We start from the raw sequence: 26,823 nt of genomic DNA on the forward strand, positions 1-26,823 counted from the left end.
GGCCCTATCCTGCCCCCTCGTCCCCGAACAGGGCGAGGGCGCTGTTCACCAGTCCGATGTGGCTGAACGCCTGGGGGAAGTTGCCGAGGAGTTGCCCGCTCGCCGTGTCGTACTCCTCCGCCAGCAGCCCCACGTCGTTGGCCAGCCCCAGCAGCCGTTCGAACAGTTCGCGGGCCTCCTCGGTCCTGCCCGTCATGTGCAGGGCGTCCACCAGCCAGAAGGCGCACGCCAGGAAGGTGCCCTCCTGCCCGGGCAGCCCGTCCAGGCCGGTGGCGTCCGGGGTGTAGCGGCGTACGAGACCGTCCTGGCCCAGCTCCGCCTGGATCGCCTCGATGGTGCCGAGCACCCGGGGGTCGTCGGGCGGCAGGAAGCCGGCCCGGGGGATCAGCAGCAGCGCCGCGTCGAGTTCACGCGAGCCGTAGGACTGCGTGAACGTGTTGCGCACCGGGTCGTAGCCCTTCTCGCACACCTCGCGGTGCACCTCGTCACGCAGCGTGCGCCAGCCGTCCAGATCGCCGTCGAGGTCCGGGAACGCCTCCAGCCCCCGCACCATGCGGTCGGCGGCCACCCACACCATCACCTTGGAGTGCACGAAGTGGCGCCTGCCGCCGCGCACCTCCCACAGCCCCTCGTCCGGCTGACGCCAGGCCGTGCGCAGGAAGTTCAGCAGCACCGACTGCAGGGCCCACACGTCCGGCTTCCCCGGCAACCCCGAACGCCGGGCCAGCGCAAGCGAGTCCACGACCTCCCCGTACACGTCCAGCTGGAGCTGCTTCACGGCGTCGTTGCCGACCCGTACGGGCGCGGCGCCGTTGAAGCCCGACAGCCACGGCAGTTCGAACTCCGGCAGCCGCCGCTCACCCGCCAGCCCGTACATGATCTGCAGGTCCGCCGGGTCGCCCGCCACCGCGCGCAGCAGCCAGTCGCGCCAGGCCTCCGCCTCCTCCTGGTAGCCGGCGGCCAGCAGCGCGCTCAGGGTCATCGTGGAATCCCGCAGCCAGCAGAAGCGGTAGTCCCAGTTCCGTACCCCGCCCGGCTCCTCCGGGAGGGAGGTGGTGGGCGCGGCGACGATCCCGCCGGTGGGGCGGTAGGTGAGCGCCTTCAGCGTGATCAGGGACCGCACCACCATGTCCCGGTGCGGCCCCCGGTAGCGGCACCGGGCCGCCCAGGCCTGCCAGTCCTTCAGGCTGTGCCGCAGCGAGGCGTACGGGTCGACCAGCGCGGGCCGCGGCTCGTGCGAGGGGTGCCAGGTGAGCACGAAGGCGACCCGCTCGCCCTCCCTCACCGTGAACTCCGAGTGGGTGCCCAGGTCCTCGCCCCAGGTGTGCACCTCCGGCACGCTGCGCAGCCACGCCGAGTCCGGCCCGGCCACCGCCACCCGGTGCCCGTCGGCCCGGCGCACCCACGGGACCACCGACCCGTAGTCGAACCGCAGCCGCAGCGTGCTGCGCACGGTCACCTCACCGCTGAGCCCTTGCACGATCCGCACCAGGTCCGGCGCCCGGTGCCGCTGCGGCATCAGGTCCGTCACCTGCACGGCGCCGTCGGGCGTCTCCCACACGGTGTCCAGGATCAGGCTGTCCTCGCGGTAGGCGCGGCGCGCGCACCGCACCTGTCCCGGCGGGGCGATGCGCCAGTGCCCGTTGTTCTCGTCACCGAGCAGCCGCGCGAAGCAGGCCGCCGAGTCGAAGCGGGGCAGACAGAGCCAGTCGATCGACCCGTCGGTGCCCACCAGGGCAGCGGTCTGCTCGTCGCCGATGAGCGCGTAGTCCTCGATACGGTGCACGGGGTGCGGGTTCCCGGCCACCGGGTGCGGCAATCAGCGCGGCGGCCGGGGGAGTGACGGACCGTCGGCCGACGCGGCCCCGTTGCCGGAGAAGATCACGCCGGGTTCCGCGGGCGCCTGGTTGAGCACCCACAGGCCGATCAGCGTGGCCAGCGCGAAGACGACGGCGACCAGCACGGTCAGCACCAGCCGCCGCCGGCGCTCACGGCGCAGCCACTCGCCGCGCGCGGTGCGGTAGGCGTCGGGGTCGGGCAGCACCCCGCCGGCCAGGGCGTGCAGGGCCTCGGCCAGCTCCCGTTCGGTGCGGTCCGCGCCCGGCGGCCGGGGCGGCTCGGACCGCTCGCGGCCGCTGCGGTCCCGGCTGGTGCCACGCGACGGAGTCGCATCTCGATGCGTCATCGCCGGGCCTCCATGGCCTGGGTCAGCGCGGCGATGCCGCGTGAGGTGTGCGTCTTGACGGAGCCGCGGGAGATGCCCATCGCGGCGGCGATCTCGGCCTCTTTCAGGCCGAGCCAGTGGCGCAGCACCAGCGCCTCCCGCTGCCGGGCCGGCAGCTGCTGCAGCGCGCCGATCAGCACCCGCTGGTCGTCCCGCAGCAGCGCGGTGTTCTCGGCGGAGGCCACCGTCTGCTCGGGCGGGGAGGCCGGCTGCTCCTCGTGCCGGCGGGCCACCTGGAGGTGACGTATCCGCATCCGGGTCAGGTCACAGACGGTGGAGCGCAGGTACGCCTCCGCCGCCGCCACGTCCTTCAGCCGCCGCCACCTGCGGTAGACCTGGTAGTACGCCTCCGCCACCACGTTCTCCGGGTCGTCCGCGCCGAGCAGCACGGCGAGCCGCAGCATCGAGGAGTAGTGCAGCTCGAAGAGGCGGGCCACCCCGGCCTCCCGCTCCAGGTCCTCCGGGTCGGTGACCGCGGACCCGAGCGGGCCGGGCACCGCGGGGGCGGGCGGTGTGACGGCGGCCGGGGGAGGGGCGGCCGGGGCAGGGGCCAGCGTGGCCGGCGGGCGGTGTCTGCGTCTCACGGGTTGTTCGCTCCCGTCGGTGGACGTCGCCCCGCACGCGGGCGGGACGACAGGTCGGTGGCGTCCGCGCCGCGCGGGACGCCCAGGCGGGCAAGGACGACGGTGCAGGCCACCGCGACGGTCAGGTTCAGCACCAGCGCGGCGACCCCGGCGTAGACCGACGGCGAGCCGGCGCCGAGCGGCACGATGGACGAGAAGCCCTCGCGCACCACCAGGTACGTCCCGGCGGCCATGCCCGCGGCCCAGCCGGCGAGCAGCGCCCGCGGGTGCAGCCACCGGGTGTACAGCCCGACGGCCACCGCCGGGAAGATCTGCAGGATCCACACCCCGCCGAGCAGCTGGAGGTTGATCGCGTCCTGGTCGCGCAGCCCGAACACGAACGCCACCGCGCCGACCTTCGCGGTCAGTGACACGGCCTTGGCGACCCGCACCTGCCGTTTCGGGGTGGCCGTCGGGTGGACGTACTCGACGTACACGTTGCGCACGAAGCTGGTCGCCGCCGCGATGGACATCACCGCCGCCGGCACCAGCGCGCCGACCACGATCGAACCGAACACCAGCCCGGCCAGCGGGCCCGGCATCAGCCGGTCGACCAGCATCGGCACCGCCGCCTCCGCACCGCCCTCCGGGGCCCGCACACCGGCGGCGAGGGCCGCGATGCCGAGGAAGCCGAACAGCGCGAGCAGCGCCGTCCAGGCGGGCAGTCCCGCCGACACCTTGCGCAGCGTGCGCGTGCCGTCGGCGGCGAACCCGGCAGTCAGCACGTGCGGGTACATCAGCAGGGCCAGCGCGGAGCCGAGCGCCAGCGTGGCATAGGCGGGCCGCTGGTCCGGCGTGAGCACCAGGGGCGAGTGGGCCGCGTCGGTGCCGCCGAGGGCCCGCGCGGCCCCGTCGAACACCGCGCCGGGACCGCCGAACCGCTCCAGGACCAGCCAGCAGACCGCGGTCAGCGAGACGAACACCGCCGCCGCCTTCAGCGCGGAGATCACCGTGGGGGCGCGCAGCCCGTGCCGGTAGGTGGCCACCGCCAGCCCCGCGAACACCGCCACCATCACCAGGTCGCCGGTGGCGCCGTGCGGATACAGCCCGCCGGCGGTGAGCACCGCGCGGATGCCGAGGAGCTGCAGCGCCAGGTACGGCATCGTCGCCAGGATCCCGGTCAGCGCGACGACCAGGGCCAGCGGCGGCGAGCCGTAGCGGCCGCGCACGAAGTCGGCGGCGGTGATGTAGCCGTGCCGCCGGGCCACGCTCCACAGCCGGCTGAGCAGCACGAACGCCAGAGGACAGACGATCACCGTGTACGGCACCGCGAAGAAGGCGGGCGCGCCGTTGCCGTACGCCAGGCCCGGTACGGCGGTGAAGGTGTACGCGGTGTAGACCGTCCCGCCGAGCAGCAGCCAGGTCCAGCCCGGCCCGAGGCCGCGGTCGGCCAGCGCCCAGCCCTCCAGCGACGGCAGCCGGTCGCTCGGCCGCAGCCGGCGCGCGGTGACGGCGAGCAGCGACGCCCCGCCGATCACGGCGAGGAACGTCGCGGTCATGGCGCCGCCGGCCATGAATCACCGTCCTTGGTGTGCTGTGCCCTCGGGGGAGAGTTGCGCGGACGGCCCGTCCGGATGACGGAAACCGGTCCGTCCCTGTCCGGAACACACCGGCAACACGCCCGACCGGTGCGCCACTCTCGCACAGAACCCGGCGTACCGGGAGAGTCGCCCGGGGTGCGGGCGGACTCTCCCGGTACGCCGGGTCCGGTGGTCAGACGGCCGCCGGGCGGGGGGTGTCGGAGGACTCGGTGTCCGGACCCTGCTCCGCCTTCTGCGCGCGTTCGCGGGCCTCGCGGCGGGCCAGCACGAACCAGCCGACCGGCACGGCGGCCGCGAACAGCCACCACTGGATCGCGTATGCGTAGTTCAGCGCCGCGTTCTCCTTGCCGGGGTCGCCGAGCTGCTGCGGGAGGCCGTTCCGCGGCTCGGGCGCGGTCTGCGCCACGTAACCGCCGAGCACGTCGGCATTCAGCCGCTCCGCCTCGCGCTCGCTGTTGATCAGCATGATCTGCCGGTCCGGCAGCCCTTCGAGCTCCTTGATGCCGCTGGCCTCGGTGGTCTCGTCCGGCATCAGCCGGCCCGTGATCGTGGTCTCACCGGCGGGCGGCGCGGGCACCTTCGGGAACGCGGTCTGGCTGGGCCCGTCGGAGGGGATCCAGCCGCGGTTGACCAGCAGCACCTTGCCGTCGTCCAGGACGAACGGGGTCAGGACGTGGAACCCGATCTCCTCGTCGGCGTTGGTGCGCCGGCGGACGACCACCTCGGCGTCCGTGTCGAAGCGGCCCGTGGCGGTCACCGTGCGGTACCGCTCGGGGCGGGTCACGGCGTGCCCCGGGGCCGCCAGCTCCTCCACCGGCACCGGATCGGCGGCCAGCGCGTCGGTGACCAGCTGGTTCCTGGCGGACCGCTCCTCGTAGCGGGTCATCTGCCATATGCCCAGCGCGATCATCGTGGGGACGAGGAGCAGGGCGACCAGGGTCAGGGTCACCCATTGCCGGGACAGCAGGAAGCGGTACACCCCACGACCGTACAACCCGGCCGTGAGGTGCTGTGCGGGGGGTACGCAGCCTCACACCCGGTCGACGATGCCCGCCCTCCCCTCCGCGCGGGCGCAGTGGGCGCCGCAGTACCAGTGACCGTCGGCCTCGACGCCCTGGCCGATGATCTGCACCCGGCAGTGCTCGCAGATCGGGGCCATGCGGTGGATCGCGCAGGAGAAGCAGTCGAAGACGTGCACCGCGCCCTGCGCGTGCACCTCGAAGGTCATTCCGTAACTGTTGCCGCATACTTCGCAGGTCGCCATGTGCCTCAGCGTGGGCCGTCGGCCGGGCGCGGGCGAGCGGGTGTCGGGCGAGTCGCCGGCCAATCACCCGTCCGCGCGGGCGCACGCGCGGGCCGGGGTCAGCCCTCCGACGCCGGTTGGACGTCCCCGAGGAGCTGGCCGAAGGCGGCCTCGTCGACCACCGGGGTGCCGTACTGCCGGGCCTTGACCACCTTCGACGTGCCCGAGTCCGGGTCGTTGGTGACCAGGAGGCTGGTGAGCCGGGACAGGCTGGTCGCCACGTGCAGCCCGGCCTCGGTCGCCCGGTCCTCCAGGAGGTCCCGCTCGACGGAGGTGTCCCCGGAGAACGCCACCCGCATGCCCTGCTTGAGTCGCTTGCCCGGTTCGTACCGGCCTGGGTTGGGATAGGCGCATGCGGGCCTTTTGCGGGACGGGCGCCAACTGGCGGGCTGCCGCCCGCCGTAGCCCGCCTGCTGCCCGATGCGCGGGCGGTCGCTCCACTCGGTGAGCGGCCGGCACTCGTGCAGAGGCAGCCGTACGCCGCCCGCCGCCGCGGCCCGCAGACTGGGCCGGAAGGCCTCCGCCAGCACGCGCGCGTCGTCCAGCGCGTGGTGCGCCCGCTGCTGCACCACACCGAAGTGCGCGGCGAGCGACTCCAGCTTGTGGTTGGGCAGGGGCAGCCTCAGCTCCTTGGACAGGGCGATGGTGCACAGCCGTTGCTTCACCGGGGCCTCGCCACGCGCGCGGGCGTACTCCCGGGCGATCATCTGCCAGTCGAAGACGGCGTTGTGCGCCACCAGCACCCGGCCCTCCAGCCGGGCCGCGAACTCCGCCGCGATCTCCGCGAAGAGCGGCGCGCCCTCCAGCACGTCGCTCGTCAGTCCGTGTATCCACACCGGGCCCGGGTCCCGCTCCGGATTGACCACCGTGTACCAGTGGTCCTCGACCTCGCCGCGCGCGTCCAGCCGGTAGACGGCCGCGGAGATGATGCGGTCGTCCCGGGCCAGCCCCGTGGTCTCCACGTCAACGACCGCGTATCCCCGCGGATACGCGGCCGGCCACGCGGTGGGGGAGAAGGCTGCGGCGGTGAGGTCTTCGAGCATGGTTCACGAGGATACGGGCCACTACTGACAGACCTGTCCGTCAGGTCCCCCGCGCGGCCCGTCCGTTCGGGCCGCGCCCAGGGTGCCGCGCCGGGCCCCTCACCAGCGGATCGGCACCGGCAGCGCCGTCAGCAGTCCCGACACCGCGACCACCAGGGCGAGTACGTACACCTCCGCCCGCGCGGGTGAACTCGCGGTCAGCGGATCGGCCGCGCGGGCCAGCCGCACCCGGGCCCACAGGGCCAGGGCGGCGACACCGGCCATCAGGATCACCTTGGCGAGCAGCACCCGCCCGTACGCGGTGTCCGTCAGCTGTTCCAGGACCGTCCCGGGCGGCATCCGGCGCAGCGAACTGCACACCCCCGTCGCGGTGATGACGACGAGCAGGACGACCGCCACGCGCGCGTAGCGGCCCAGAAGGGCCGCTCCCGCCTCCGCGCGCTCCCACAGCCGCAGGGTGCGCAGGACGTGCAGCAGGCCGCCCGCCCACAGTGAGGCGCAGGTCAGGTGGAGCAGCGTCAGACCGGAGCCGACGAGCGGGCTGTACTCGGTCGTCGGATGGGCGCGCAGCGCCTCGGCGACGACGACGGCGGCGAGCGGCAGCGCCTGCGTGGCGGGACGGCCGGAGGCGGCGCACAGGGCCGCGGCGAGGAAGCCGTTGACCTCCAGCAGGGCGAGCTTGCCGTCCCGGGTCTCGTAGAGGCCGCCGACGTCGATGTCGGCGAGACCGGCGGGCACGAGGTTGCCGGTGGCCACCACGGAGGCGAGTCCGAGGGCGGCCACGAAGCCGACGGCGTCGGCCGCGGTGGACCAGCCGCGGGGGAGGGCGGCGGGCGCGCCGGGGAGGGCGCGGGCCATCCGTGTGGCGAACAGCTCACCGACGGACACGGCCAGCGCCGCGAACAGCACCGTGCGCAGGAGGGCGATGCCACCGGTGCCGGGTGCGTCCGCCTCGCCGGTGCCGTGCAGCGCCGGCGAGGGGCCGAGCAGGGGTATCAGCGCGCCCAGCGCCACCAGGACGAGGACGGCCACGGCCCGACCGGCACCGGGGCGCCGCGTGCCGCCGCGCGCACCGGCCGTCCGGGACCTGGGTTTCGTCAGAGTCACCCCAGGATCTTCACAAGATCACACAGAGCGGGGCAAGTGCCGCCCGGAATACGAACGATGTCCCCTCGCTCGAGCGCCGACCACGCCACCCTCGCACGCCGCCCCCCACGCCCCGAGCGCCGGGCACTCACTCGAGGCGCACACCCGGCCGGGGCGGGGCGCCGGCCGCGACGTCACCGGGGCCGACGACCGTCAGCGGCGCGCGCCGGGCGGGTCCGCCGCCGCTCGGCCCGGGCGCCGCGCCCGGGCTCGCGCGGCGCGTGTCTCCGGCGCCCCTGGCCCGCCCCCTCGTTCGGGCGGGCCGTCCGGCGGTGAGGCCGCTCGCGGCCGACGGGCTGCCGGCAGCGGGCCGTCAGTTCGCGCGAGGCACCGACGCGGCCGGCCCGCACCCGTCGCCGGGCGTGCGCCGCCGAGGCGCGGGAGCGCCGGGCACTCACCAGCGTGCCGGGTCCGTTCCCCAAGCGGCCGGTGGGTGTGGCCAGTTGGCTGGGGCGCCCTCGAAGTGCAGCGGGGGGAGGACGTGGCGGAGCCGGCCCAGGGGGCTGTCCCGTTCCGCCAGCCAGCGGGCGGCGGACGCCTCGCCGTCGTCGTCGGACAGCGACTCGCCTTCACGGCCGTTCCCGGGCTCGGCTGCCGGCGCCAGCAGTTCGCCCGCCGTGCGTGCCAGGGCCACCCGTACCAGTCTGCTGCCGCCCGCCTCCGCCTGCTCGGTGAGGGAACGCAGGACGCCGGCCGCGAGCAGGTAGCCAGAGCCGTGGTCGAGGGCCTGTGCGGGCAGCGAGCCCGGCCGGTCCGCCTCGCCCTCGATCCGGGCGATCCCCGTGGCCACCTGCACCAGGCTGTCGAAGCCCCGCCGCCCCGCCCACGGCCCGGAGGTCCCCCACGCCGACACCTGCGCCACGACCACCCCGGGCCGTCGCTCGGCCAGCGCGCGAGGGCTCAGCCCGAAGCGGTCCAGGGCGCCCGGACGGTACCCCGTGACCACCACGTCCGCCCGCGCCAGCAGTTCCTCGAACGTGTCCCGGCCGGCGGCCAGGTCCAGCAGCGCCGACCGCTTGCCGAAGCCGGTGTCGGCGTGCTGGTCGGGCAGTTCGGGCAGCCCCGGGGCGTCCAGCCGCAGCACGTCGGCGCCGAGCAGGGCGAGCGTGCGGGTGGCGACCGGACCGGCGAGGACCCGGGTGAGGTCGAGCACCCGCAGTCCCGCGGCGGGCAGCAGCGGGCCCCCTTTCCCGCCGGACGGCGTGAACTCCCGCGCGGGGGCCGTGTCCAGCTGCTCCCGCTCCACCAGGGGGTGCCGGGCGACCGCAACCGCCTGCTCGTGCGCCGCCCACTCCTCGGGCGTGCGCAGGGCGACGGCCAGGCCCCCGGCCGCGGTGACCGTGTCCTCCACCTCGTACGCGGACCTTCCCGCGAGCGCCGCGGCCACCGCGTCCGGATCGTCGCCCGTGCCGAGCGCGGCGAGCAGCCGGGCCCGGTGGTGCGGATAGTTGGCGTGGGTGCGCACCCAGCCGTCCGCGGTGCGCCAGAACCGGGAGAGCGGCGCGAAGTTCTCCGGGGCCCGCCCGTCGATCCGCAGGTGACGCTCGCTCACGAACGCCGTGGCGACCGCCCCGTCGTCCACCCGTACCGCCGGGACCTCGCCGCCCGTGCGCAGGGCCGTGAGTTCTGCGGCGGCCAGCGCGCACACGCCGACGCACGCCCGCGCCGTCTCCCGCACGGGCAGGCGCGAGGGCAGTACGGCGGGCCGCTCGACGGCGGACACCCGGGCGAGGAGGGCGGGGGCGCCGCCCAGACCGGACCAGAAGGACGCGAGAGGATTCATGACCTCACTGTGCAGCACCGCCCGCCCGCGATCGCACCGTCCGGGACGACGGAAGGGGCCGGGCGACATCCGCCCGGCCCCTCCGCGCACCTACCCGACGACTAGCGCGTCACCGCGTCCAGCGCGTCGGCCATGCCCCAGCCGTAGAAGCCGTTGTAGTTCTTCGGCCCCTCGCACACCGCGTCGACCTTGCCGTCGTTGTCGATGTCGTACGGCTTGGTGCAGGCGGTGGCGTCGGCCTGCGCGTACAGCAGGGCCTTCACCAGCGCCGGCGGCGCGTACGGGTGCGTCGACTTGATCAGCGCGGCGACGCCCGCGACGTGCGGGGACGCCATCGACGTACCGGCCATGTAGCCGTAGCCGCCGCCGGGCAGCGTGCCCAGGATCAGGCCGCTGGTGGCGGGCGGGGCCGGCGTCTGCAGGGCCGTCGAGTCACCGCCGGGCGCGGCGATGTCGATGATGCCCCGGCCGTAGTTGGAGAACGACGACTTCAGGCCCTTGGCGCCGGTCGAGGCGACCGTCACGACACCCGGCAGCTGGGTCGGGATGTCCAGGCACTCGGACGGGTCGATCACCCGGTCCGAGGTGGTGCCGTCGTTCGGCGAGGACGGGTCGGTGATCTCGTCGGCCGCGAGGTCGTAGTTCTCGTTGCCGGCCGCCGCGACGTTGACCGCGCCCTTGCGCTCCGCGTACTTCGTGGCCCGGCTCACGGCCTCGACGAGCGCCTTCTGGTCCGGGTCGTTCTTGCAGTTGAAGTACCACGGGTCGGTGTAATAGCTGTTGTTGGTGACGTCGACCCCGTGCTCGGCCGCCCACATGAAGCCGCACACCACGGCCTCGGTGTAGAAGTAGCCGTCCGGGTTGGACACCTTGATGCCCGAGACCTTCACCCCGGGCGCGACACCGGTCATGCCGATGCCGTTCTTGGCGGCGGCGATCTCACCTGCGACGTGGGTGCCGTGCGGGCTCTCGGCCGCGCCCGGACGCCACGCGCCCTCGCTGGTGTCGGGCTTGCCCGCCACACAGTTGACCGACGCGGCCCGGTCGAAGTTGGGGGCGATGTCGGGGTGGGTGTCGTCGACGCCCGTGTCGATGACGGCGACGGTGACCTTCGGGCTGCCGAGGGACTTCTCGTGCGCCTTGTCCGCCTTGATGGCGGGCAGGTCCCACTGGAGGTTCTGCAGCGGGTCCTGGCCCGCGGCGGCCTGAGCCGTGGCCTCGGCGACCTCGGCGGCGCTGAGCACCTTCGGGGAGCCCATGTCCGTGGTGGCCGCCGACGGCAGCGGCGCGTTGCGGGTGGCACCGGCGGACTCCACACCCGGCGCCTTGCGGACGGTCTTCGCGAAGTCGGCGTTCGAGGAGTGGACGACGATGACGCCGATCTTCTCGTACGACGTCACGATGGTGCCGCCGGCCTTGGCGATCGCCTTCTTCACGCTCGCCGGCGCTCCGTGTCCGCCCCGCACGTTCACCACGTAGCTGAGCGAGGCCGCGTCCGCGGAGGCGGAGGCGGAAGCCCCCTGAGCCGCGGGAGCGGCCGTGGCCGCCGTGTTCGGCAGGAACGCGAACGCGGTCGCCATGGCCATTCCGGCCGGAACGACGAGCGCGCGGCGACGGCGCGGCTGAGACGCTGTCATGGTGTCTCCAGTTCTTTCACTTTGACGGACGTACGGTGCGGCGGGTGTGCGGGTGCCGCGGCTCACTTGACGGCGCGCAGCGCGTCGACGATGCCGTAGCCGTAGAAACCGTTGACCGCGCGGCCGCCCTCGCATGTCGCGTCCTGCGTGCCGTCACCGTCCTGGTCGTACGACGCGGGGCAGCCGGGGTTCTTGGCCTGCGCCTTGAGCAGCGCCTGAAGCGCCGCCGGGGGCAGCCACGGGTGCTCGGACTTCAGCAGGGCCGCGACGCCGGCAGCGTGCGGCGAGGCCATCGAGGTGCCCTGCAGCCAGGCGTACTCGCCGTTCGGCATGGTGGACAGGATGCGGCCGTTCTTCGACGGGGTGTCCGGCAGCTGGTAGCGGCCGTCACCGCCCGGCGCGGCCACGTCGACGACACCCTTGCCGTACGAGGAGTAGTACGACTTGAGGTTCTCCGAGCCCGTCGCGCTCACCGTGACGACGCCCGGGAGCTGCGTGGGGACGTCCAGGCACTCGCTCGGGTCGATCGTGCGGGTGACCGGCGTGGTGTCGTTCGGGCTGGAGGCGTCGACGATGGCGTCGGAGGCCAGGTCGTGGTTGGAGTTGCCGGCCGACGCGAAGTGCAGGGTGCCCTTGCGCTGGGCGTACAGCTGGGCCCGGTTGACCGCGTCGACGATCGCCCGCTGGTCGGGGTCGTCCATGCAGTTGTACATCCACGGGTCGACGTAATAGCTGTTGTTCGTGATCTCCACGCCGTGGTCGGCGGCGAACACGAACGCGCAGACGACGGCCTCCGCGTAGAACAGCCCGTTGTCGGGGTCGGTGACGTTGATCGCCGAGACCTTCACGCCGGGGGCGACACCGGCGACGCCGACGCCGTTGCGGGCGGCGGCGATCTCACCGGCCACGTGCGTGCCGTGGTAGTCGCCCGCGGTGTACGGCCGCCAGGCGCCCTGGCTGGTGTCCGGGGCGCCGCCGAAGCAGTTGGCGGACTGGGACCGGGAGAAGTTCGGCGCGATGTCGGGGTGGGTGTCGTCGACGCCGGTGTCGATGACGGCGACAGTGACGTTCCTGCTGCCCGGGTTGATCTTGGCGGCCTTGTCGGCGCCGATGGCCCGCAGGTCCCACTGGTCGGCCTCGAGGGGCTCGCTGCCCGGGGTCTTCGCGGACGCGGCCTTCAGCTTCGCGGTGTCGGCGGCGGTCAGGTACTCGGCGGAACCCGCGTCCGTCGTCCCGGCCGGGGCCAGCGGAGCGGTACGGGTGGCGCCGGCGGACTGCACGCCGGGCACCTCGCGGAGGGTCTTCGCGAAGTCGGCGTTCGAGGAGCGCACGACGATCACGCCGATCTTCTCGTACGCGACGACGACCTCGCCGTCCGCCGCGGCGACCGCCCGCTTCACCGAGGCGATCGTGCGGTGGTCCGCCTTGGTGTTGACGACGTACGCCAGGGCGGGCGCGTCCGCCGCCTGCTCCGCGGACACCGTCGCCGGGGCGGCCGAGGCCGCCGCCGGCAGGAAGCCGAGCGAGGCGGTCAGCGACAGCACGACGGGCACGGCGAGGGCGAGCCGGCGTCTGGAACGCAGATGAGCCATGGGGTCTCCACATCATCCTGAAACGAAACCGGCCCGAGACAGAGGTGGCTGCCCGGGCAGGTACATGACGGGTGGTGCAGGGTGAAGCTATCCCGCCCGTGCGCTGGCCAGCAATGATTTGCGTGCAACGTCTTCGGAAAACGTCCACGGAAAAGAACCGGCGGGAGTTGAACCGCTCCTCGCGTGGCGCCGTGCCCTTGAGCAGGAAGCACGAGGACACTCGCCTTCCGCCTACGTACGAACCGACCCGCAACGCGAGGAGACTCCGTGGCCGCCGAAGCACCGCCCCCCTCGACAGATCAACACAAACTCCCCACGCCGGAGGAGTTCACCGAGGTGCAGGAGAGCGCTGAGTTCGGTGAACTGCGCCGCTCCTACCGCTCGTTCGCCTTCCCGCTGACCATCGCCTTCATCGTCTGGTACCTGCTGTACGTGCTGCTGTCCAACTACGCGGGCGGCTTCATGGGCGCCAAGCTGGTCGGCCACATCAACGTCGCCTTCGTCTTCGGCGTCCTGCAGTTCGTCACCACCTTCCTCATCGCCTGGTGGTACTCCAAGCACGCCGCCGCCAAGCTCGACCCCAAGGCCGAGGCCATCAAGAAGCGTATGGAGGGCGGCGCATGAGCCCCTCGATCACCCACGTCACCCTGGCCGCGAACGAGGCCAGCGAACACCGCGTCCTGATCATCACCCTGTTCGCGCTGTTCGTCGTCGCCACCCTCGGCATCACCGTGTGGGCCGGCCGGCAGACCAAGGACGCCGCCGACTTCTACGCGGGCGGGCGGCAGTTCAGCGCCTTCCAGAACGGCCTCGCCGTCTCCGGCGACTACATGTCCGCCGCGTCGTTCCTCGGCATCGCGGGCGCCATCGCCCTCTTCGGCTACGACGGGTTCCTCTACTCCATCGGCTTCCTGGTCGCCTGGCTCGTCGCCCTGCTGCTCGTCGCGGAGCCGCTGCGCAACTCCGGCCGCTACACGATGGGCGACGTCCTCGCCTACCGCATGCGCCAGCGCCCGGTGCGCACCGCCGCCGGCACCTCCACGATCGTCGTGTCGATCTTCTACCTGCTGGCCCAGATGGCCGGCGCGGGCGTCCTGGTGTCGCTGCTGCTCGGCATCACCTCCGACGCCGGCAAGGTCCTCATCGTCGCCCTGGTCGGCGTCCTGATGATCGTCTACGTCTCCATCGGCGGCATGAAGGGCACCACCTGGGTCCAGATGGTCAAGGCCGTGCTGCTCATCGGCGGCACGATCCTCATCACCTTCCTGGTGCTGCTGAAGTTCAACTTCAACATCTCCGACCTGCTGGGCAAGGCCGCCGAGAACAGCGGCAAGGGCGACGCCTTCCTGGAGCCCGGCCTCCAGTACGGCGCCGACAACCTCACCAAGCTGGACTTCCTGTCCCTGGGCATCGCCCTGGTGCTCGGCACCGCCGGCCTGCCGCACATCCTGATCCGCTTCTACACGGTGCCCAACGCCAAGGCCGCCCGTAAGTCCGTCAACTGGGCCATCGGCATCATCGGCTGCTTCTACCTGATGACCCTGGCGCTCGGCTTCGGAGCGGCGGCACTGATCTCACCGGACGAGATCATCGAGTCCAACCCGTCCGGCAACACCGCCGCCCCGCTGCTCGCCCTGCACATCGGCGGCGTCGACTCGGCCTGGGGCGCGATCCTGCTCGCCACCATCTCGGCGGTCGCCTTCGCGACCATCCTCGCGGTGGTCGCCGGACTCACTCTGGCCTCGTCGTCCTCCTTCGCGCACGACATCTACGCCAACGTGATCCGCAGGGGGAAGGCCACGGAGAAGGAGGAGATGAGGGCGGCCCGCTGGGCGACGGTCCTCATCGGCATCGTCTCCATCGCGCTCGGCGCCCTCGCCCGCGACCTGAACGTGGCGGGCCTGGTCGCCCTGGCCTTCGCGGTCGCCGCGTCCGCCAACCTGCCGACCATCCTCTACAGCCTGTTCTGGAAGCGGTTCACCACCCAGGGCGCCCTGTGGTCGATCTACGGCGGTCTGATCGTCGCCGTCGGCCTGGTGCTGTTCTCGCCCGTGGTCTCCGGCGACCCGAAGGCGATGTTCCCGGACGTGGACTTCGCCTGGTTCCCGCTGAAGAACCCGGGCATCATCTCCATCCCGTTCGGCTTCCTGATGGGCTGGCTCGGCACCGTCCTGTCGAAGGAGGAGCCGGACGTCAAGAAGTTCGCGGAGCTGGAGGTCCGTTCGCTCACCGGCACCGGCGCCCACTGATCCGCACCCCGCGACGGCCGCGTCGTAGGGACCTCTGTAGGTCCCTACGACGCGGCCGTCCGCATCTCGTCACATCGCGTCGCTGGGTGATGTCGGCCGCGTCACGTACGCTCGCAGGTATCGGGACATGAGTGATCGGCGTCGAGGGAGGGGCCCACGTGCTCATCGACACCTACGGCCGGGTGGCCACCGACCTGCGGGTCTCGCTGACCGACCGGTGCAATCTGCGCTGCACGTACTGCATGCCCGAGGAGGGGCTGCAGTGGCTTGCCAAACCCGACCTGCTCACCGACGACGAGATCGTCCGCCTCATCGACATCGCGGTCACGTCCCTGGGCATCGAGGAGGTGCGCTTCACCGGCGGCGAGCCCCTGCTCCGCCCCGGCCTCGTCGGCATCGTCGAGCGGGTCGCCGCCCTCGAACCCCGCCCCCAGATGTCCCTCACCACCAACGGCATCGGACTGCGCCGCACCGCGGGCGCCCTGAAGGCGGCCGGCCTGGACCGGGTCAACGTCTCCCTCGACACGCTCCGCCCCGACGTCTTCAAGACACTCACCCGCCGCGACCGCCACCAGGACGTCCTGGACGGCCTGTACGCGGCCCGTGAGGCCGGTCTGACGCCCGTGAAGGTGAACTCGGTCCTGATGCCGGGGCTCAACGACGACGAGGCCCCCGAACTGCTCGCCTGGGCCGTGGAGCACGACTACGAGCTGCGCTTCATCGAGCAGATGCCGCTGGACGCCCAGCACGGCTGGAAGCGCGACGGCATGATCACCGCCGGGGACATCCTCACCTCCCTGCGCACCCGGTTCGAGCTCACCCCCGAGGGCGACGAGGCGCGCGGCTCCGCACCGGCCGAGCGCTGGCTGGTGGACGGCGGCCCGCACCGGGTGGGCGTCATCGCCTCCGTCACCCGGCCGTTCTGCGCCGCCTGCGACCGCACCCGGCTCACCGCCGACGGCCAGGTCCGTACCTGTCTCTTCGCCACCGAGGAGACGGACCTGCGCGCGGCCCTGCGCTCCGGCGCCGCCGACGAGGAGATCGCCCGCATCTGGAAGCTCGCCATGTGGGGCAAGAAGGCGGGCGCGGGCCTGGACGACCCGTCCTTCGTCCAGCCGGACCGCCCGATGTCCGCCATCGGCGGCTGAGCGGCCCACGACCGGGCTCCGCGTACGGCAGGTCCGCCGTACGGTCGGGTCCGCCGTACGGTCAGGCCCCTTCGGGGGCCTCCCACGCCTCGAACGGGACGACGTCTTTCAGGAAGCCGCGGACCCCGAGGAACTGCGACAGGTGCTCCCGGTGCTCCTCACAGGCCAGCCACGTCTTGCGGCGCTCCGGCGTGTGGATCTTCGGGTTGTTCCAGGCGAGCACCCACACGGCGGCGGCTCGGCAGCCCTTGGCGGAACAGACGGGGGTCTCGGGATCGGTCGTCACACCGTGACCCTAACGCGGCCGGTCGGACCGCCGACGACCGGAGAAAAAGGCGACGCCGAGCAGCCACGGGGGGAGCTGCCCGGCGTCGGTCCGTCGCTCCGACGGGGGATGCGGAGCGCGTACGAAGTATGTCACGGGTCACCCCGCCCCCGGCACTGGAAGAACATGATTGATCTGAGGTTTCTTTGAGCTTGGCCGGGAAGTCACTTCCGCTCCGCGCGGTCCCGGCTCACCCTCCGATCTTCACGCGTGCCCCGGCCCCTGCGTTCGTGCGCCGGGCGCCGCCTGCGACGGCACATCTTCCGCATCGGCTTCCGTGGCACCGTCATTCGTCCGGGGCGGTGCGATCATCGGCTTCATCGGCGTCGTCACGAAGGTCGACGGCAGGGACGGCGCGTTCTCCCGCCCGGCGTTGGCGATCACCACCGCGATGTAGGGCAGCACGGCCCCGAGGACCAGGGCGACGATCGCCACGTGCCGCTCCACGTTCCACAGGGTGGCCGCGAGGATGACCGAGATCGTGCGAACGGCCATCGAGATCACGTACCGGCGCTGCCGCGCCCGCACATCGTCCTGGAGGCCGGCCCGGGCGCCCGTGATCCGGAACACCTGGACGCCGCCGTCACGCTGCTTCCGCATCACATTCCACCATCCGCCCGTATCGGACCCGTTCCGTGTCCGCCCGTCCCGTGTCCCGGTATGCGACATCTGGTCCGGACAGGACCACGGTACGCCGCAACCGGCCCGGTCACGAGAGCGGGTCGCCCCCGGCCGCGCCGGCGCGGCTGCGCCGTACCGCGTACGGCATGTCCGACATGCGCCGTACCGCGTCCGGCCCGAAACTGACCGTAATGCTCGCGTCACGTCGTACGAGGAGGCAGCCATGGGCTGGTTGTGGGCGATCATCGTGGGATTCGTGCTCGGCCTGCTCGCCAAGGCGGTGATCCCCGGCAAGCAGCACCTCCCGCTGTGGCTGGCCACCATCTGCGGCATCATCGGCGCCGTCGTCGGCAACGCCATCGCGCGGGGCTTCGGCATCGAGGAGACCCGGGGGATCGACTGGGGGCGGCACATCTTCCAGCTGGGCGCGGCCATCGTCATCGTCCTGTTCGCGGAGATGATCTACAACGCCATGCAGCGCAGGAAGCACGAGGGCCAGCGGGTCTGACCCGGCCCCGAGGACGGCGAAAGGGGCGGTTCCCGGCCGGCGGGAACCGCCCCTCGACGCGCCTGCGCTCAGCCTGTCGTGACCTCGACCGCCGCCAGGTTCTTCTTGCCCCGGCGCAGCACCAACCACCGGCCGTGCAGCAGGTCCTCCTTCGCGGGGACGGCGTCCTCGGCGGCGACCTTGACGTTGTTCACGTAGGCGCCGCCCTCCTTCACCGTGCGCCGCGCGGCCGACTTGCTGGGCACCAGGCCGACCTCGGCGAACAGGTCCACCACCGGGCCCAGCTCGGACACCCGCGCGTGCGGCACCTCGGAGAGCGCCGCGGCGAGCGTCCGCTCGTCCAGCTCACCCAGCTCGCCCTGGCCGAACAGGGCCTTGGACGCGGCGATCACGGCGGCCGTCTGGTCGGCGCCGTGCACCAGCGTCGTCAGCTCCTCCGCCAGCGCGCGCTGCGCCGCCCGGGCCTGCGGACGCTCCTGCGTCTGCCGCTCCAGCTCCTCCAGCTCCTCGCGGGACTTGAAGGACAGGATCCGCATGTAACCCGAGATGTCCCGGTCGTCCACGTTCAGCCAGAACTGGTAGAACGCGTACGGCGTGGTCATCTCCGGATCCAGCCAGACGGCGCCGCCCTCGGTCTTGCCGAACTTGGTGCCGTCCGCCTTCGTCATCAGCGGCGTCGCGTAGGCGTGGACGGAGGCGTCCGGCTCCAGACGGTGCAGCAGATCGAGTCCGGCCGTGAGGTTGCCCCACTGGTCGCTGCCGCCCTGCTGCATCGTGCAGCCGTAGCGCCGGTACAGCTGGAGGAAGTCCATCGCCTGGAGCAGCTGGTAGCTGAACTCCGTGTAGCTGATGCCCTCGGAGGACTCCAGGCGCCGGGCCACGGAGTCCTTCGTCAGCATCTTGTTGACCCGGAAGTGCTTGCCGATGTCCCGCAGGAACTCGATCGCGGACAGGTTCGCGGTCCAGTCGAGGTTGTTGACCATGACGGCCGCGTTCTCGCCCTCGAAGGACAGGAACGGCTCGATCTGGCCGCGCAGCCGCTCCACCCAGCCCGCGACCGTCTCCGGCGAGTTCAGCGTGCGCTCGGCGGTCGGGCGCGGGTCACCGATCTGCCCGGTGGCGCCGCCGACCAGCGCCAGCGGCCGGTGCCCGGCCTGCTGGAGCCGGCGCACGGTGAGCACCTGCACCAGGTGCCCCACGTGCAGCGACGGCGCGGTCGGGTCGAAGCCGCAATAGAACGTGACGGGACCGTCCGCGAGCGCCTTGCGCAAAGCGTCCTCGTCGGTGGACTGGGCGAACAGCCCGCGCCACTTCAGCTCGTCGACGATGTCCGTCACGGTTCTCGTGTCTCCTCGGTGGTCTGCGGCCGCATCGGTACCGGCCTGCTGTGAACGCCTACGAGGTTATACGCCCCGGCTGACCGAGCTCATATGGAAATCGGGGATGCGCAGCGCGGGCATCGCGGCCCGGGTGAACCAGTCGCTCCACTCCCTGGGCAGCGTCTTCTCCGTACGGCCCGCCTCGGCCGCCCGGCCCAGCAGGTCCACCGGTGACTCGTTGAAGCGGAAGTTGTTCACCTCGCCGGTGACCTCGCCGTTCTCCACCAGGTAGACGCCGTCCCTGGTCAGGCCGGTGAGCAGCAGCGTCGCCGGGTCCACCTCGCGGATGTACCACAGGCAGGTCAGCAGCAGCCCCCGCTCGGTGGCCGCGACCATCTCCTCCAGCGAGCGGTCCTCGCCGCCGTCCAGGATCAGGTTGTCGATCGCGGGTGCGGTCGGCAGGCCGGTCAGGCCCGCGCTGTGCCTGCTGGTGGTCAGCCGGTGCAGCTTTCCCTCGCGCACCCAGTCCGTCGCCGTCAGCGGCAGCCCGTTGTCGAACACGGACTGGTCCCCGCCGGAGGAGTGCGCGAGCACGAACGGCGCCGACTCCAGGCCCGGCTCGTTCGGGTCGCTGCGCAACGTCAGCGGCAGCTCGCTCAGCCGCTCGCCGACCCGGGTGCCGCCGCCCGGCCTGGAGAACACCGTGCGGCCCTCCGCCGCGTCCCGCCCCGACGCCGACCAGAGCTGGTAGATCAGCAGGTCCGCCACCGCGGTCGGCGGCAGCAGCGTCTCGTACCGGCCCGCCGGCAGGTCGAGGCGACGCTCCGCCCAGCCCAGCCGTACGGCCAGCTCGGCGTCCAGCACCGCCGGGTCGACGTCCTTGAAGTCACGGGTGGAGCGGCCCGCCCACGCCGACCGGGTCCGGTCCGGGGACTTGGCGTTCACCTCCAGCGTGCCGTTCGGCTGGTCGTGCCGCAGCCGCAGCCCCGTCGACGTGCCCAGGTAGCTGGAGACCAGCTCGTGGTTGGCGAAGCCGTACAGCTCCCGGCCGCCGGCCCGCGCCCGGGCGAACGCCTCGCCCAGCGCCGGGGCGAAGTCGGTGAACACCGCGGAGGACGTCTCGGCGGGCGCCTCGGTGAACTCGGGCGACGGCTCCACCCCGGTGACCAGCGGCTGCGCGTCCTCGGCCGGCGCCGCGCCGCGCGCGGCGGCCTCGGCGGCCCGCACCAGCGGCTCCAGCTCGTCCACGGTCACCGCCGACCGGGACACCACCCCGGAGGCCGTGCCCTGCGCCCCGTCCACCGTGGCGATCACGGTGAGGGTACGCCCGCGGGTGACCCCGTTGGTGGTGAGCGCGTTGCCCGCCCAGCGGAGGTTGGCGGTGGACCGCTCGTCGGCGATCACGACACAGCCGTCGGACCGGGACAGCTCCAGCGCCCGCTCGACGATCTCGTGCGGCTTGGTGGTGCGCGCGCTCATCGCCCGGCCTCCTGCGTGGTGTTCAGAATGTTGACTCCCTTGAACAGGGCGGACGGGCAGCCGTGCGAGACCGCCGCGACCTGACCCGGCTGGGCCTTGCCGCAGTTGAAGGCGCCGCCCAGGACGTACGTCTGCGGACCGCCGACGGCGGCCATGGAACCCCAGAAGTCGGTGGTCGTGGCCTGGTAGGCGACGTCCCGGAGCTGCCCGGCGAGCCGCCCGTTCTCGATCCGGTAGAAGCGCTGCCCGGTGAACTGGAAGTTGTAGCGCTGCATGTCGATCGACCAGGACCGGTCGCCGACCACGTAGATGCCCCGGTCGACGCCCCCGATCAGGTCCTCCGTCGACATCCCGGCCGGGTCCGGACGCAGCGACACGTTCGCCATGCGCTGCACCGGCACATGACCGGGGGAGTCGGCGAAGGCGCAGCCGTTGGAGCGCTCGAACCCCGTGAGCTTCGCGATCCGCCGGTCCAGCTGGTAGCCGATGAGCGTGCCGTCCTTCACCAGGTCCCAGGACTGCGCCTCGACGCCCTCGTCGTCGTAGCCGACGGTCGCGAGTCCGTGCTCGGCGGTGCGGTCACCGGTGACGTTCATCAGCTCGGAGCCGTACCTCAGCTTGCCCAGCTGGTCGAAGGTGGCGAAGGAGGTCCCCGCGTAGGCCGCCTCGTAGCCGAGCGCGCGGTCCAGCTCGGTGGCGTGCCCGATGGACTCGTGGATGGTCAGCCACAGGTTGGACGGGTCCACCACCAGGTCGTACAGGCCCGGGTCGACACTCGGTGCGCGCATCTTCTCGGCGAGCAGCTCGGGGATCCGGGCCAGCTCGTCGTCCCAGTCCCAGCCGGTACCGGTCAGGTACTCCCAGCCGCGCCCGACGGGCGGCGCGAGGGTGCGCATCGAGTCGAACTCGCCGCTGGACTCGTCGACCGACACCGCCGTGACCACCGGGTGCAGCCGCACCCGCTGCTGGGTGGTCACCGTGCCGGCCGTGTCCGCGTAGAACTTGTTCTCGTGCACGGTGAGCAGCGAGGCGTCCACGTGGTCCACCGCGTTCGCCGCCAGCAGCCGCGCGCTCCACTCGGCGAGCAGCCCGGCCTTCTCCTCGTCGGGCACGGTGAACGGATCGATCTCGTACGACGACACCCAGGTCTGCTCGGCGTGCACCGGCTCGTCGGCCAGCTCCACCCTCTCCTTTGACCCGGCCGCCTTGATCACCTGCGCGGACAGCTTCGCCATCGCCACCGCCTGGGAGGCGACCTTGGCGGCGGCGTCGAGGGTGAGATCCACTCCGGACGCGAAACCCCAGGTGCCGCCGTGCACCACCCGCACCGCGTACCCGAGGTCGGTGGTGTCCGACGAACCGGCGGGCTTGGCGTCCCTCAGCCGCCAGGAGGCGCTGCGCACCCGCTCCAGACGGAAGTCCGCGTGCTCCGCCCCGAGCGCCCGGGCGCGGGCCAGCGCGGCGTCGGCGAGGGCGCGGAGCGGCAGGGTCGTGAAGGTTTCGTCAATGCTATGAGACACCTACGTCTCTTCCTGTCGGGTTCGAATCGTTGGGTCGACGCTTCGTTCGGTTGTCACTGCGGCGCATCATGTCGCGTCGGAAGCGGGCCGGACCACATCTTTGCGGCACGCCCGGCCGCATGCGTGTCACCCGTCGCGCACCTTCCGGTCACCCGGCCCGCTCCTCACGCCGCCGACCGGGCACTTTCTGTAGGGACCCGACAGAGCGGCCCCCTGGCCACTGTCGGTGCCCCGATGTCCCGCGGCGGACCGGGACCGATAGGTTTTCGGTGCAGCCGCCTGTCGTCACGGTGTCCGGGCGGATGGAACATACCGCTATCGAAGGGGTGATCCGTTGAGCCGCTCGGTTCTCGTCACCGGAGGCAACCGGGGCATCGGCCTCGCCATCGCCCGCGCGTTCGCCGACGCCGGCGACAAGGTCGCCATCACGTACCGCTCGGGGGAGCCCCCGGCCGGCTTCCTCGCCGTCCGGTGCGACATCACCGACGCCGAGCAGGTGGAGCAGGCCTACAAGGAGATCGAGGAGGCGCACGGCCCCGTCGAGGTGCTCGTCGCCAACGCCGGGATCACCCGGGATCAGCTCCTGATGCGCATGTCCGAGGAGGACTTCACCTCCGTCCTGGAGACCAACCTCACCGGCACCTTCCGGGTCGTCAAGCGCGCCAACCGCGGCATGCTGCGCGCCCGCAAGGGCCGCGTCGTGCTGATCTCGTCGGTCGTCGGGCTGCTCGGCTCCGCGGGCCAGGCCAACTACGCCGCCTCCAAGGCCGGCCTGGTGGGCTTCGCCCGGTCCCTCGCCCGTGAGCTGGGCTCGCGCAACATCACCTTCAACGTCGTCGCGCCCGGTTTCGTCGACACCGACATGACCCGGGAGCTCACCGAGGAGCAGCAGGCGAAGATCCTCGCCCAGGTGCCGCTCGCGCGGTACGCGAAGACCGAGGAGATCGCCGCCGCGGTGCGCTTCCTCGCCTCGGACGACGCCTCGTACATCACTGGAGCCGTCATTCCCGTTGACGGCGGACTGGGAATGGGTCACTGACACACATGAGCGGAATCCTCGAGGGCAAGCGCGTCCTGATCACCGGTGTGCTGATGGAGTCCTCCATCGCCTTCCACACCGCCAAGCTGGCCCAGGAGCAGGGTGCCGAGATCATCCTGACCGCGTTCCCGCGGCCCACCCTGACCGAGCGCATCGCGAAGAAGCTGCCCAAGCCCACCAAGGTCATCGAGCTCGACGTCACCAACGACGAGCACCTGGGCCGCCTGGCCGACATCGTCGGCGAGGAGCTCGGGGGCCTGGACGGCGTGGTGCACTCCATCGGCTTCGCGCCGCAGGACGCGCTCGGCGGCAACTTCCTCAACACGCCGTTCGAGTCGGTCTCCACGGCCATGCACGTCTCGGCGTTCTCCCTGAAGTCGCTCACCATGGCCTGCCTGCCGCTGATGCAGAACGGCGGCTCCGTCGTCGGCCTCACCTTCGACGCGCAGTACGCCTGGCCGCAGTACGACTGGATGGGTCCGGCCAAGGCCGCCCTGGAGGCCACCAGCCGCTACATGGCGCGCGACCTGGGCAAGCAGAACATCCGCTGCAACCTCATCTCCGCCGGCCCCATCGGCTCCATGGCCGCCAAGTCCATCCCCGGCTTCGCCGAGCTGGCCTCCGTCTGGGACAACCGCGCCCCGCTGGAGTGGGACCTGAAGGACCCGGAGCCGGCCGGCCGCGGCGTCGTCGCCCTGCTGAGCGACTGGTTCCCGAAGACCACGGGCGAGATCGTCCACGTGGACGGCGGACTGCACGCCGTCGGCGCCTGACCCGAAGCCCCGCGTGAGGGCCCGCGTCCCCCCGGGGACGCGGGCCCTCACGCGTTGCCGGAGGGGCCGGGTGCGTCGCTCGAACGGAGCAGTGGCGGGGGCGCGCCCGACCTGATCGGGCGACCCTGGAGTCCACGTCACCGTGCGTTCCCCCTCCCCAGTCCGGCCGAGGAGGTCCCTTGTGCGCTCGTTCCGCCTGGCCTCCGCGACCGCTGCCGTCGCGCTCGTCCTGTTCCTGCCGTACGAGGCGATGCCGCACGCGCGCGTGCAGCCTCGGGAGGCCGCCCCTGAGGAGCCGTTCGGGGCCGCCTGCCGGGTCCGGATCGACGGCTCCCGGGTGACCGCCCACTGCCACAACCCCTATCCCGGCATCGACCGGGTCGCCCTGCACGTCGAGTGCGCCCGCTGGTGGGACCTGGACGGCGACAGCTCACCGGTGGCCGTCGGGCCCGCGCGGAGGGTGCTGCTGACCGGCCGCTGCTGGAGCGACGTGGACTCGGCGTGGGTCAGTCACGCGCGGGAGCCGTGAGCCGTCCGGGCTTGCACACCATCGGGTAGCCGGCGGCCTCCTCGGACGCCGTCGCCTCGTCGCCCGCGCGGATCGCGTCCACCAGACGGCTGTGGTCCATGTGCGTCTCCGGCGTCATGTCGCCGCCCACGTCGTCACGCAGCCAGTCCCGCAGCACCTCGACCAGGTCCGCGTACAGCGCGGTCATCACGTCGTTGTGCGAGGCGGCCACGACGGCCAGGTGAAACGTCGCGTCCGCCGTCACGAACGCCTCCGCGTCGCCCGACCCCCAGGCCTCCTCGCGGCGCAGCAGCAGGGCGTCGAGCTGCTTGAGGTCCTTCTCCGTGCGCCGCCGGGCGGCCAGCCGCGCCGCCGAGGACTCCAGGGTGGAGCGAAGTTCGGCGATGTGCCGGGGGTCGGCGTCGGCGAACCGGCGGTGCATCACGCCGGCCAGTTCACTGGTGGCCGCCACGTAGGTGCCCGAGCCCTGGCGGATGTCCAGCAGGCCGTTGTGCGCCAGCGCGCGCACCGCCTCGCGGACCGTGTTCCGGGCGACCCCCAGCCGCTCCACGAGCTCCGGCTCGGTGGGGATGCGCGAGCCGACCGGCCACTCGCCCGAGGTGATCTGGGCCCGCAGGGCGGCGATGACCTGTTCGGACAGCGCCGAACGGCGCGGATGGCTCAGAGGCATGACACACCTTCGCACGGCTGGGGCCTCGTACGGCGACCGCCACATGGACAACCAATCATCCCATGATTCTATGATGGGCGCATGACTCGTATGACTGGCGAGGAGGCCCGGACCCTCCCGTCCACCGCTGCCTCCGGTACGTCCGCCGCGTCCGTCCCCCCGGCACGCCCCGGTGCCACCCCGCGCGCGTGGCGGACCCGGCTGCTCGTCGTCGGCATCGTGCTCGCCGCCCTGAACCTGCGCCCCGCCATCACCAGCTTCGGCGCGCTGCTCGAGGAGGTGCGCGACGGACTCGGCATGAGCGGCAGCGTGGCCGGCCTGCTCACCTCCCTGCCCGCCCTGTGCTTCGCCATCTTCGGCTCCGTCGCGCCCCGCCTGTCCCGCCGCTTCGGCCCGGGCGCGGTGGTGTGCGCCGGCATGGCCGCCATCGGCACCGGCCTGCTGGTCCGGCCGCTCGTCGGCAACACCGCCGCCTTCCTCGTGGCCAGCGGCCTCGCACTCGCCGGCATCGCGGTGAGCAACGTGCTGATGCCGGTCATCGTCAAGCGCTGGTTCCCCGACCGGGTCGGCACCATGACCGGCCTGTACTCCATGGCCCTCGCCCTGGGCACCGCCACGGCCGCGGCCGTGACCGTGCCGCTCACCAGCGCCATGGGCGGGAGCTGGCGGGCCGGTCTCGCCGTGTGGGCGGCCCTGGCGGCGGCCGCCGTCCTGCCGTGGCTCGCGTTCGTACGCCCACGGGGCGGGACGCCGGGGGAGGAGGCGCCGGAGCGGGACAAGCGGGACGGGCCGCCGCGGGGCGAGTCCGCCGGGCAGGCGCCCGCCGCGGCACCCGTCCTGCGGATCACCCGCAGCCGCACCGCCTGGGCGCTGGCAGTCTTCTTCGGGCTCCAGGCCACCGCCGCCTACATCAGCATGGGGTGGATGGCGCAGATCTTCCGCGACGCCGGCGTCCCCGCGGGCCGGGCGGGGCTGCTGCTGGCGATCACCATGGTGATGGGCGTGCCGCTGGCCTTCGTCATACCGCGCCTGGCCACCCGGCTGCCCCACCAGGGCCCCATCGTGGTCGCGCTGGGCGTGAGCGGCCTGGCCGGCTACGCGGGCCTCTACCTCGCCCCGGCCGGCGGCGCCCTGGCCTGGGCCGTGCTGATCGGCATAGCCAACTGCGCGTTCCCGCTGGCGCTGACCATGGTCGGGATGCGGGCCAGGACGGGCGCGGGCGTGGCCCAGCTGTCGGCCTTCGCGCAGAGCACCGGCTACCTGATCTCCATCCCCGGACCCCTCCTGGTGGGCGTGCTCTACCAGCACAGCGGCGGCTGGGGGCTGCCGATCGCGCTGATGGCGGGACTGATGGTGCCGCAGGTGATCGTCGGCGTGTTCGCGGGCCGCGACCGTACGGTGGAGGACGAGGCGGCGGCCTGAGGGGGGCTTCCTCGCTTCGTGCCGTCAAGGCCGGCCCGCCACGGTCCGCCGTGACCGCCGCGCCGCGACCGTCCGCCACGTCCGCCGCGCCCGTCCGCCACGCCCGTCGTGGCACCCCGTGGCCGCTGCGGGACGGGAGGGGTGCGAGACTTGCCCCATGCCAGTCCTCGACCCGAACCCGCAGAACGGCCAGAAGAAGATGCTGCTCGTCTTCGGCGCGTTCTTCGCCATCTTCGTCGTCATCGGAGTGATCGCGACCGTGCTGGCCCCCTGACGACCGCTCCGCCCCCCTGACGACCGGCCCCGAGGGCTTTCCTCCGGGCCGTGGT

At 72.5% G+C, this 26,823-nt stretch carries 26 protein-coding genes; 9 read left to right on the forward strand and 17 right to left on the reverse strand.

Translation table 11 applies throughout. From position 1 onward, the window contains the following. Nucleotides 1-4 precede the first annotated feature (4 nt). The 11 genes from F3L20_RS08655 to F3L20_RS08705 all read right to left on the reverse strand — a co-directional run bounded on the left by F3L20_RS08655 (nucleotide 5) and on the right by F3L20_RS08705 (nucleotide 12,892). Nucleotides 5-1,786: a glycoside hydrolase family 15 protein gene (locus F3L20_RS08655; RefSeq protein WP_150153568.1), complete on the reverse strand. Its 1,782-nt coding sequence runs from the start codon at nucleotides 1,784-1,786 to the stop codon at nucleotides 5-7. A gap of 33 nt (nucleotides 1,787-1,819) precedes the next feature. Then, complete coding sequence (locus tag F3L20_RS08660; RefSeq protein WP_206338875.1) at nucleotides 1,820-2,185, reverse strand: hypothetical protein; 366 nt, start codon at nucleotides 2,183-2,185, stop codon at nucleotides 1,820-1,822. Next, nucleotides 2,182-2,808 carry a sigma-70 family RNA polymerase sigma factor gene (locus F3L20_RS08665; protein WP_150153570.1) on the reverse strand — a complete coding sequence of 209 codons (627 nt, stop codon included), beginning with the start codon at nucleotides 2,806-2,808 and terminating at the stop codon, nucleotides 2,182-2,184. The genes F3L20_RS08660 and F3L20_RS08665 overlap by 4 nt, the downstream gene beginning before the upstream one ends. Further along, nucleotides 2,805-4,361: a sodium:solute symporter family protein gene (locus F3L20_RS08670; protein ID WP_150153572.1), complete on the reverse strand. Its 1,557-nt coding sequence runs from the start codon at nucleotides 4,359-4,361 to the stop codon at nucleotides 2,805-2,807. The genes F3L20_RS08665 and F3L20_RS08670 overlap by 4 nt, the downstream gene beginning before the upstream one ends. 199 nt (nucleotides 4,362-4,560) lie before the next feature. Next, on the reverse strand, nucleotides 4,561-5,367 hold the full coding sequence (locus F3L20_RS08675; protein ID WP_150153574.1) for an SURF1 family cytochrome oxidase biogenesis protein: 807 nt from the start codon (nucleotides 5,365-5,367) through the stop codon (nucleotides 4,561-4,563). Between the two features lie 51 nt (nucleotides 5,368-5,418). Then, complete coding sequence (locus F3L20_RS08680; RefSeq protein ID WP_145825068.1) at nucleotides 5,419-5,652, reverse strand: hypothetical protein; 234 nt, start codon at nucleotides 5,650-5,652, stop codon at nucleotides 5,419-5,421. 98 nt (nucleotides 5,653-5,750) lie between these two features. After that, nucleotides 5,751-6,734 carry a DEDDh family exonuclease gene (locus F3L20_RS08685; protein WP_150153576.1) on the reverse strand — a complete coding sequence of 328 codons (984 nt, stop codon included), beginning with the start codon at nucleotides 6,732-6,734 and terminating at the stop codon, nucleotides 5,751-5,753. 99 nt (nucleotides 6,735-6,833) lie between these two features. After that, nucleotides 6,834-7,841, reverse strand: coding sequence for a CopD family protein (locus F3L20_RS08690; RefSeq protein WP_150153578.1), 1,008 nt, complete (start codon nucleotides 7,839-7,841; stop codon nucleotides 6,834-6,836). A gap of 433 nt (nucleotides 7,842-8,274) precedes the next feature. Then, nucleotides 8,275-9,663: a CoA transferase gene (locus F3L20_RS08695; RefSeq protein WP_150153580.1), complete on the reverse strand. Its 1,389-nt coding sequence runs from the start codon at nucleotides 9,661-9,663 to the stop codon at nucleotides 8,275-8,277. A gap of 101 nt (nucleotides 9,664-9,764) precedes the next feature. Continuing rightward, nucleotides 9,765-11,300 carry a S8 family peptidase gene (locus F3L20_RS08700; protein ID WP_150153582.1) on the reverse strand — a complete coding sequence of 512 codons (1,536 nt, stop codon included), beginning with the start codon at nucleotides 11,298-11,300 and terminating at the stop codon, nucleotides 9,765-9,767. Between the two features lie 62 nt (nucleotides 11,301-11,362). Further along, complete coding sequence (locus tag F3L20_RS08705; protein ID WP_150153584.1) at nucleotides 11,363-12,892, reverse strand: S8 family peptidase; 1,530 nt, start codon at nucleotides 12,890-12,892, stop codon at nucleotides 11,363-11,365. 267 nt (nucleotides 12,893-13,159) lie between these two features. Between F3L20_RS08705 and F3L20_RS08710 the strand changes: the two genes are divergently transcribed. From F3L20_RS08710 to moaA, 3 genes are all read left to right on the forward strand, one after another. After that, nucleotides 13,160-13,516, forward strand: a complete 357-nt coding sequence (locus F3L20_RS08710; protein WP_024887157.1) for a DUF485 domain-containing protein — start codon at nucleotides 13,160-13,162, stop codon at nucleotides 13,514-13,516. Continuing rightward, complete coding sequence (locus F3L20_RS08715) at nucleotides 13,513-15,141, forward strand: solute symporter family protein (protein ID WP_150153586.1); 1,629 nt, start codon at nucleotides 13,513-13,515, stop codon at nucleotides 15,139-15,141. The genes F3L20_RS08710 and F3L20_RS08715 overlap by 4 nt, the downstream gene beginning before the upstream one ends. Nucleotides 15,142-15,299: 158 nt before the next feature. Beyond that, entirely contained in the window at nucleotides 15,300-16,289 is a 990-nt protein-coding gene (gene moaA / locus F3L20_RS08720) for a GTP 3',8-cyclase MoaA (RefSeq protein ID WP_145825061.1), read from the forward strand. 61 nt (nucleotides 16,290-16,350) lie between these two features. Here the strand turns inward: moaA and F3L20_RS08725 are convergent, their stop codons facing one another. Next, complete coding sequence (locus F3L20_RS08725) at nucleotides 16,351-16,575, reverse strand: hypothetical protein (protein WP_150153588.1); 225 nt, start codon at nucleotides 16,573-16,575, stop codon at nucleotides 16,351-16,353. 243 nt (nucleotides 16,576-16,818) lie between these two features. Further along, on the reverse strand, nucleotides 16,819-17,214 hold the full coding sequence (locus F3L20_RS08730; protein ID WP_167534494.1) for a DUF3099 domain-containing protein: 396 nt from the start codon (nucleotides 17,212-17,214) through the stop codon (nucleotides 16,819-16,821). Between the two features lie 244 nt (nucleotides 17,215-17,458). Between F3L20_RS08730 and F3L20_RS08735 the strand changes: the two genes are divergently transcribed. Then, the gene (locus F3L20_RS08735) at nucleotides 17,459-17,743 is read left to right on the forward strand and encodes a GlsB/YeaQ/YmgE family stress response membrane protein (RefSeq protein WP_150153590.1); all 285 of its coding nucleotides are present in this window, start codon (nucleotides 17,459-17,461) and stop codon (nucleotides 17,741-17,743) included. Nucleotides 17,744-17,811: 68 nt separating this feature from the next. On the opposite strand, the gene tyrS is transcribed toward F3L20_RS08735, so the two are convergent. The 3 genes from tyrS to F3L20_RS08750 form a co-directional block, all read right to left on the reverse strand. Next, the gene (tyrS, locus tag F3L20_RS08740) at nucleotides 17,812-19,080 is read right to left on the reverse strand and encodes a tyrosine--tRNA ligase (protein WP_150153592.1); all 1,269 of its coding nucleotides are present in this window, start codon (nucleotides 19,078-19,080) and stop codon (nucleotides 17,812-17,814) included. A gap of 66 nt (nucleotides 19,081-19,146) precedes the next feature. Beyond that, the gene (locus tag F3L20_RS08745) at nucleotides 19,147-20,541 is read right to left on the reverse strand and encodes a metallopeptidase TldD-related protein (RefSeq protein ID WP_150153594.1); all 1,395 of its coding nucleotides are present in this window, start codon (nucleotides 20,539-20,541) and stop codon (nucleotides 19,147-19,149) included. Further along, on the reverse strand, nucleotides 20,538-22,061 hold the full coding sequence (locus F3L20_RS08750; RefSeq protein WP_150153596.1) for a TldD/PmbA family protein: 1,524 nt from the start codon (nucleotides 22,059-22,061) through the stop codon (nucleotides 20,538-20,540). Before F3L20_RS08750 ends, F3L20_RS08745 begins: the two co-directional genes overlap by 4 nt. Before the next feature lie 334 nt (nucleotides 22,062-22,395). On the opposite strand from F3L20_RS08750, the gene fabG reads away from it, so the two are divergent. The 3 genes from fabG to F3L20_RS08765 all read left to right on the forward strand — a co-directional run bounded on the left by fabG (nucleotide 22,396) and on the right by F3L20_RS08765 (nucleotide 24,402). Next, nucleotides 22,396-23,100 carry a 3-oxoacyl-[acyl-carrier-protein] reductase gene (fabG, locus tag F3L20_RS08755; RefSeq protein ID WP_024887148.1) on the forward strand — a complete coding sequence of 235 codons (705 nt, stop codon included), beginning with the start codon at nucleotides 22,396-22,398 and terminating at the stop codon, nucleotides 23,098-23,100. Nucleotides 23,101-23,105: 5 nt separating this feature from the next. After that, entirely contained in the window at nucleotides 23,106-23,873 is a 768-nt protein-coding gene (gene fabI, locus F3L20_RS08760; protein WP_150153598.1) for an enoyl-ACP reductase FabI, read from the forward strand. A gap of 181 nt (nucleotides 23,874-24,054) precedes the next feature. Further along, nucleotides 24,055-24,402: a hypothetical protein gene (locus F3L20_RS08765; RefSeq protein ID WP_145825053.1), complete on the forward strand. Its 348-nt coding sequence runs from the start codon at nucleotides 24,055-24,057 to the stop codon at nucleotides 24,400-24,402. On the opposite strand, the gene F3L20_RS08770 is transcribed toward F3L20_RS08765, so the two are convergent. Further along, nucleotides 24,380-25,072, reverse strand: coding sequence for a FadR/GntR family transcriptional regulator (locus F3L20_RS08770; RefSeq protein WP_150153600.1), 693 nt, complete (start codon nucleotides 25,070-25,072; stop codon nucleotides 24,380-24,382). The genes F3L20_RS08765 and F3L20_RS08770 overlap by 23 nt on opposite strands. A gap of 90 nt (nucleotides 25,073-25,162) precedes the next feature. Between F3L20_RS08770 and F3L20_RS08775 the strand changes: the two genes are divergently transcribed. Both F3L20_RS08775 and F3L20_RS35235 read left to right on the forward strand, forming a co-directional pair. Beyond that, nucleotides 25,163-26,494 (forward strand): CynX/NimT family MFS transporter, encoded by a 1,332-nt coding sequence (locus F3L20_RS08775; RefSeq protein ID WP_150157265.1) that lies wholly within the window; start codon nucleotides 25,163-25,165, stop codon nucleotides 26,492-26,494. Nucleotides 26,495-26,651: 157 nt separating this feature from the next. After that, entirely contained in the window at nucleotides 26,652-26,768 is a 117-nt protein-coding gene (locus F3L20_RS35235) for an SGM_5486 family transporter-associated protein (protein ID WP_106967088.1), read from the forward strand. Nucleotides 26,769-26,823: the final 55 nt, after the last annotated feature.

Origin of the sequence: Streptomyces tendae (assembly GCF_008632955.1) — a bacterium.
GTDB lineage: Bacteria > Actinomycetota > Actinomycetes > Streptomycetales > Streptomycetaceae > Streptomyces.

Bases quoted from the DNA above. Each gene is read 5' to 3' on its own strand.
- F3L20_RS08660 (WP_206338875.1), bottom strand. From the start codon at position 2,185: ATGACGCATCGAGATGCGACTCCGTCGCGTGGCACCAGCCGGGACCGC.
- F3L20_RS08670 (WP_150153572.1), bottom strand. From the start codon at position 4,361: ATGGCCGGCGGCGCCATGACCGCGACGTTCCTCGCCGTGATCGGCGGG.
- F3L20_RS08680 (WP_145825068.1), bottom strand. From the start codon at position 5,652: ATGGCGACCTGCGAAGTATGCGGCAACAGTTACGGAATGACCTTCGAG.
- F3L20_RS08685 (WP_150153576.1), bottom strand. From the start codon at position 6,734: ATGCTCGAAGACCTCACCGCCGCAGCCTTCTCCCCCACCGCGTGGCCG.
- F3L20_RS08695 (WP_150153580.1), bottom strand. From the start codon at position 9,663: ATGAATCCTCTCGCGTCCTTCTGGTCCGGTCTGGGCGGCGCCCCCGCC.
- F3L20_RS08700 (WP_150153582.1), bottom strand. From the start codon at position 11,300: ATGACAGCGTCTCAGCCGCGCCGTCGCCGCGCGCTCGTCGTTCCGGCC.
- F3L20_RS08705 (WP_150153584.1), bottom strand. From the start codon at position 12,892: ATGGCTCATCTGCGTTCCAGACGCCGGCTCGCCCTCGCCGTGCCCGTC.
- F3L20_RS08715 (WP_150153586.1), top strand. From the start codon at position 13,513: ATGAGCCCCTCGATCACCCACGTCACCCTGGCCGCGAACGAGGCCAGC.
- F3L20_RS08730 (WP_167534494.1), bottom strand. From the start codon at position 17,214: ATGCGGAAGCAGCGTGACGGCGGCGTCCAGGTGTTCCGGATCACGGGC.
- F3L20_RS08735 (WP_150153590.1), top strand. From the start codon at position 17,459: ATGGGCTGGTTGTGGGCGATCATCGTGGGATTCGTGCTCGGCCTGCTC.
- F3L20_RS08745 (WP_150153594.1), bottom strand. From the start codon at position 20,541: ATGAGCGCGCGCACCACCAAGCCGCACGAGATCGTCGAGCGGGCGCTG.
- fabI (WP_150153598.1), top strand. From the start codon at position 23,106: ATGAGCGGAATCCTCGAGGGCAAGCGCGTCCTGATCACCGGTGTGCTG.
- F3L20_RS08770 (WP_150153600.1), bottom strand. From the start codon at position 25,072: ATGCCTCTGAGCCATCCGCGCCGTTCGGCGCTGTCCGAACAGGTCATC.
- F3L20_RS08775 (WP_150157265.1), top strand. From the start codon at position 25,163: ATGACTGGCGAGGAGGCCCGGACCCTCCCGTCCACCGCTGCCTCCGGT.
- F3L20_RS35235 (WP_106967088.1), top strand. From the start codon at position 26,652: ATGCCAGTCCTCGACCCGAACCCGCAGAACGGCCAGAAGAAGATGCTG.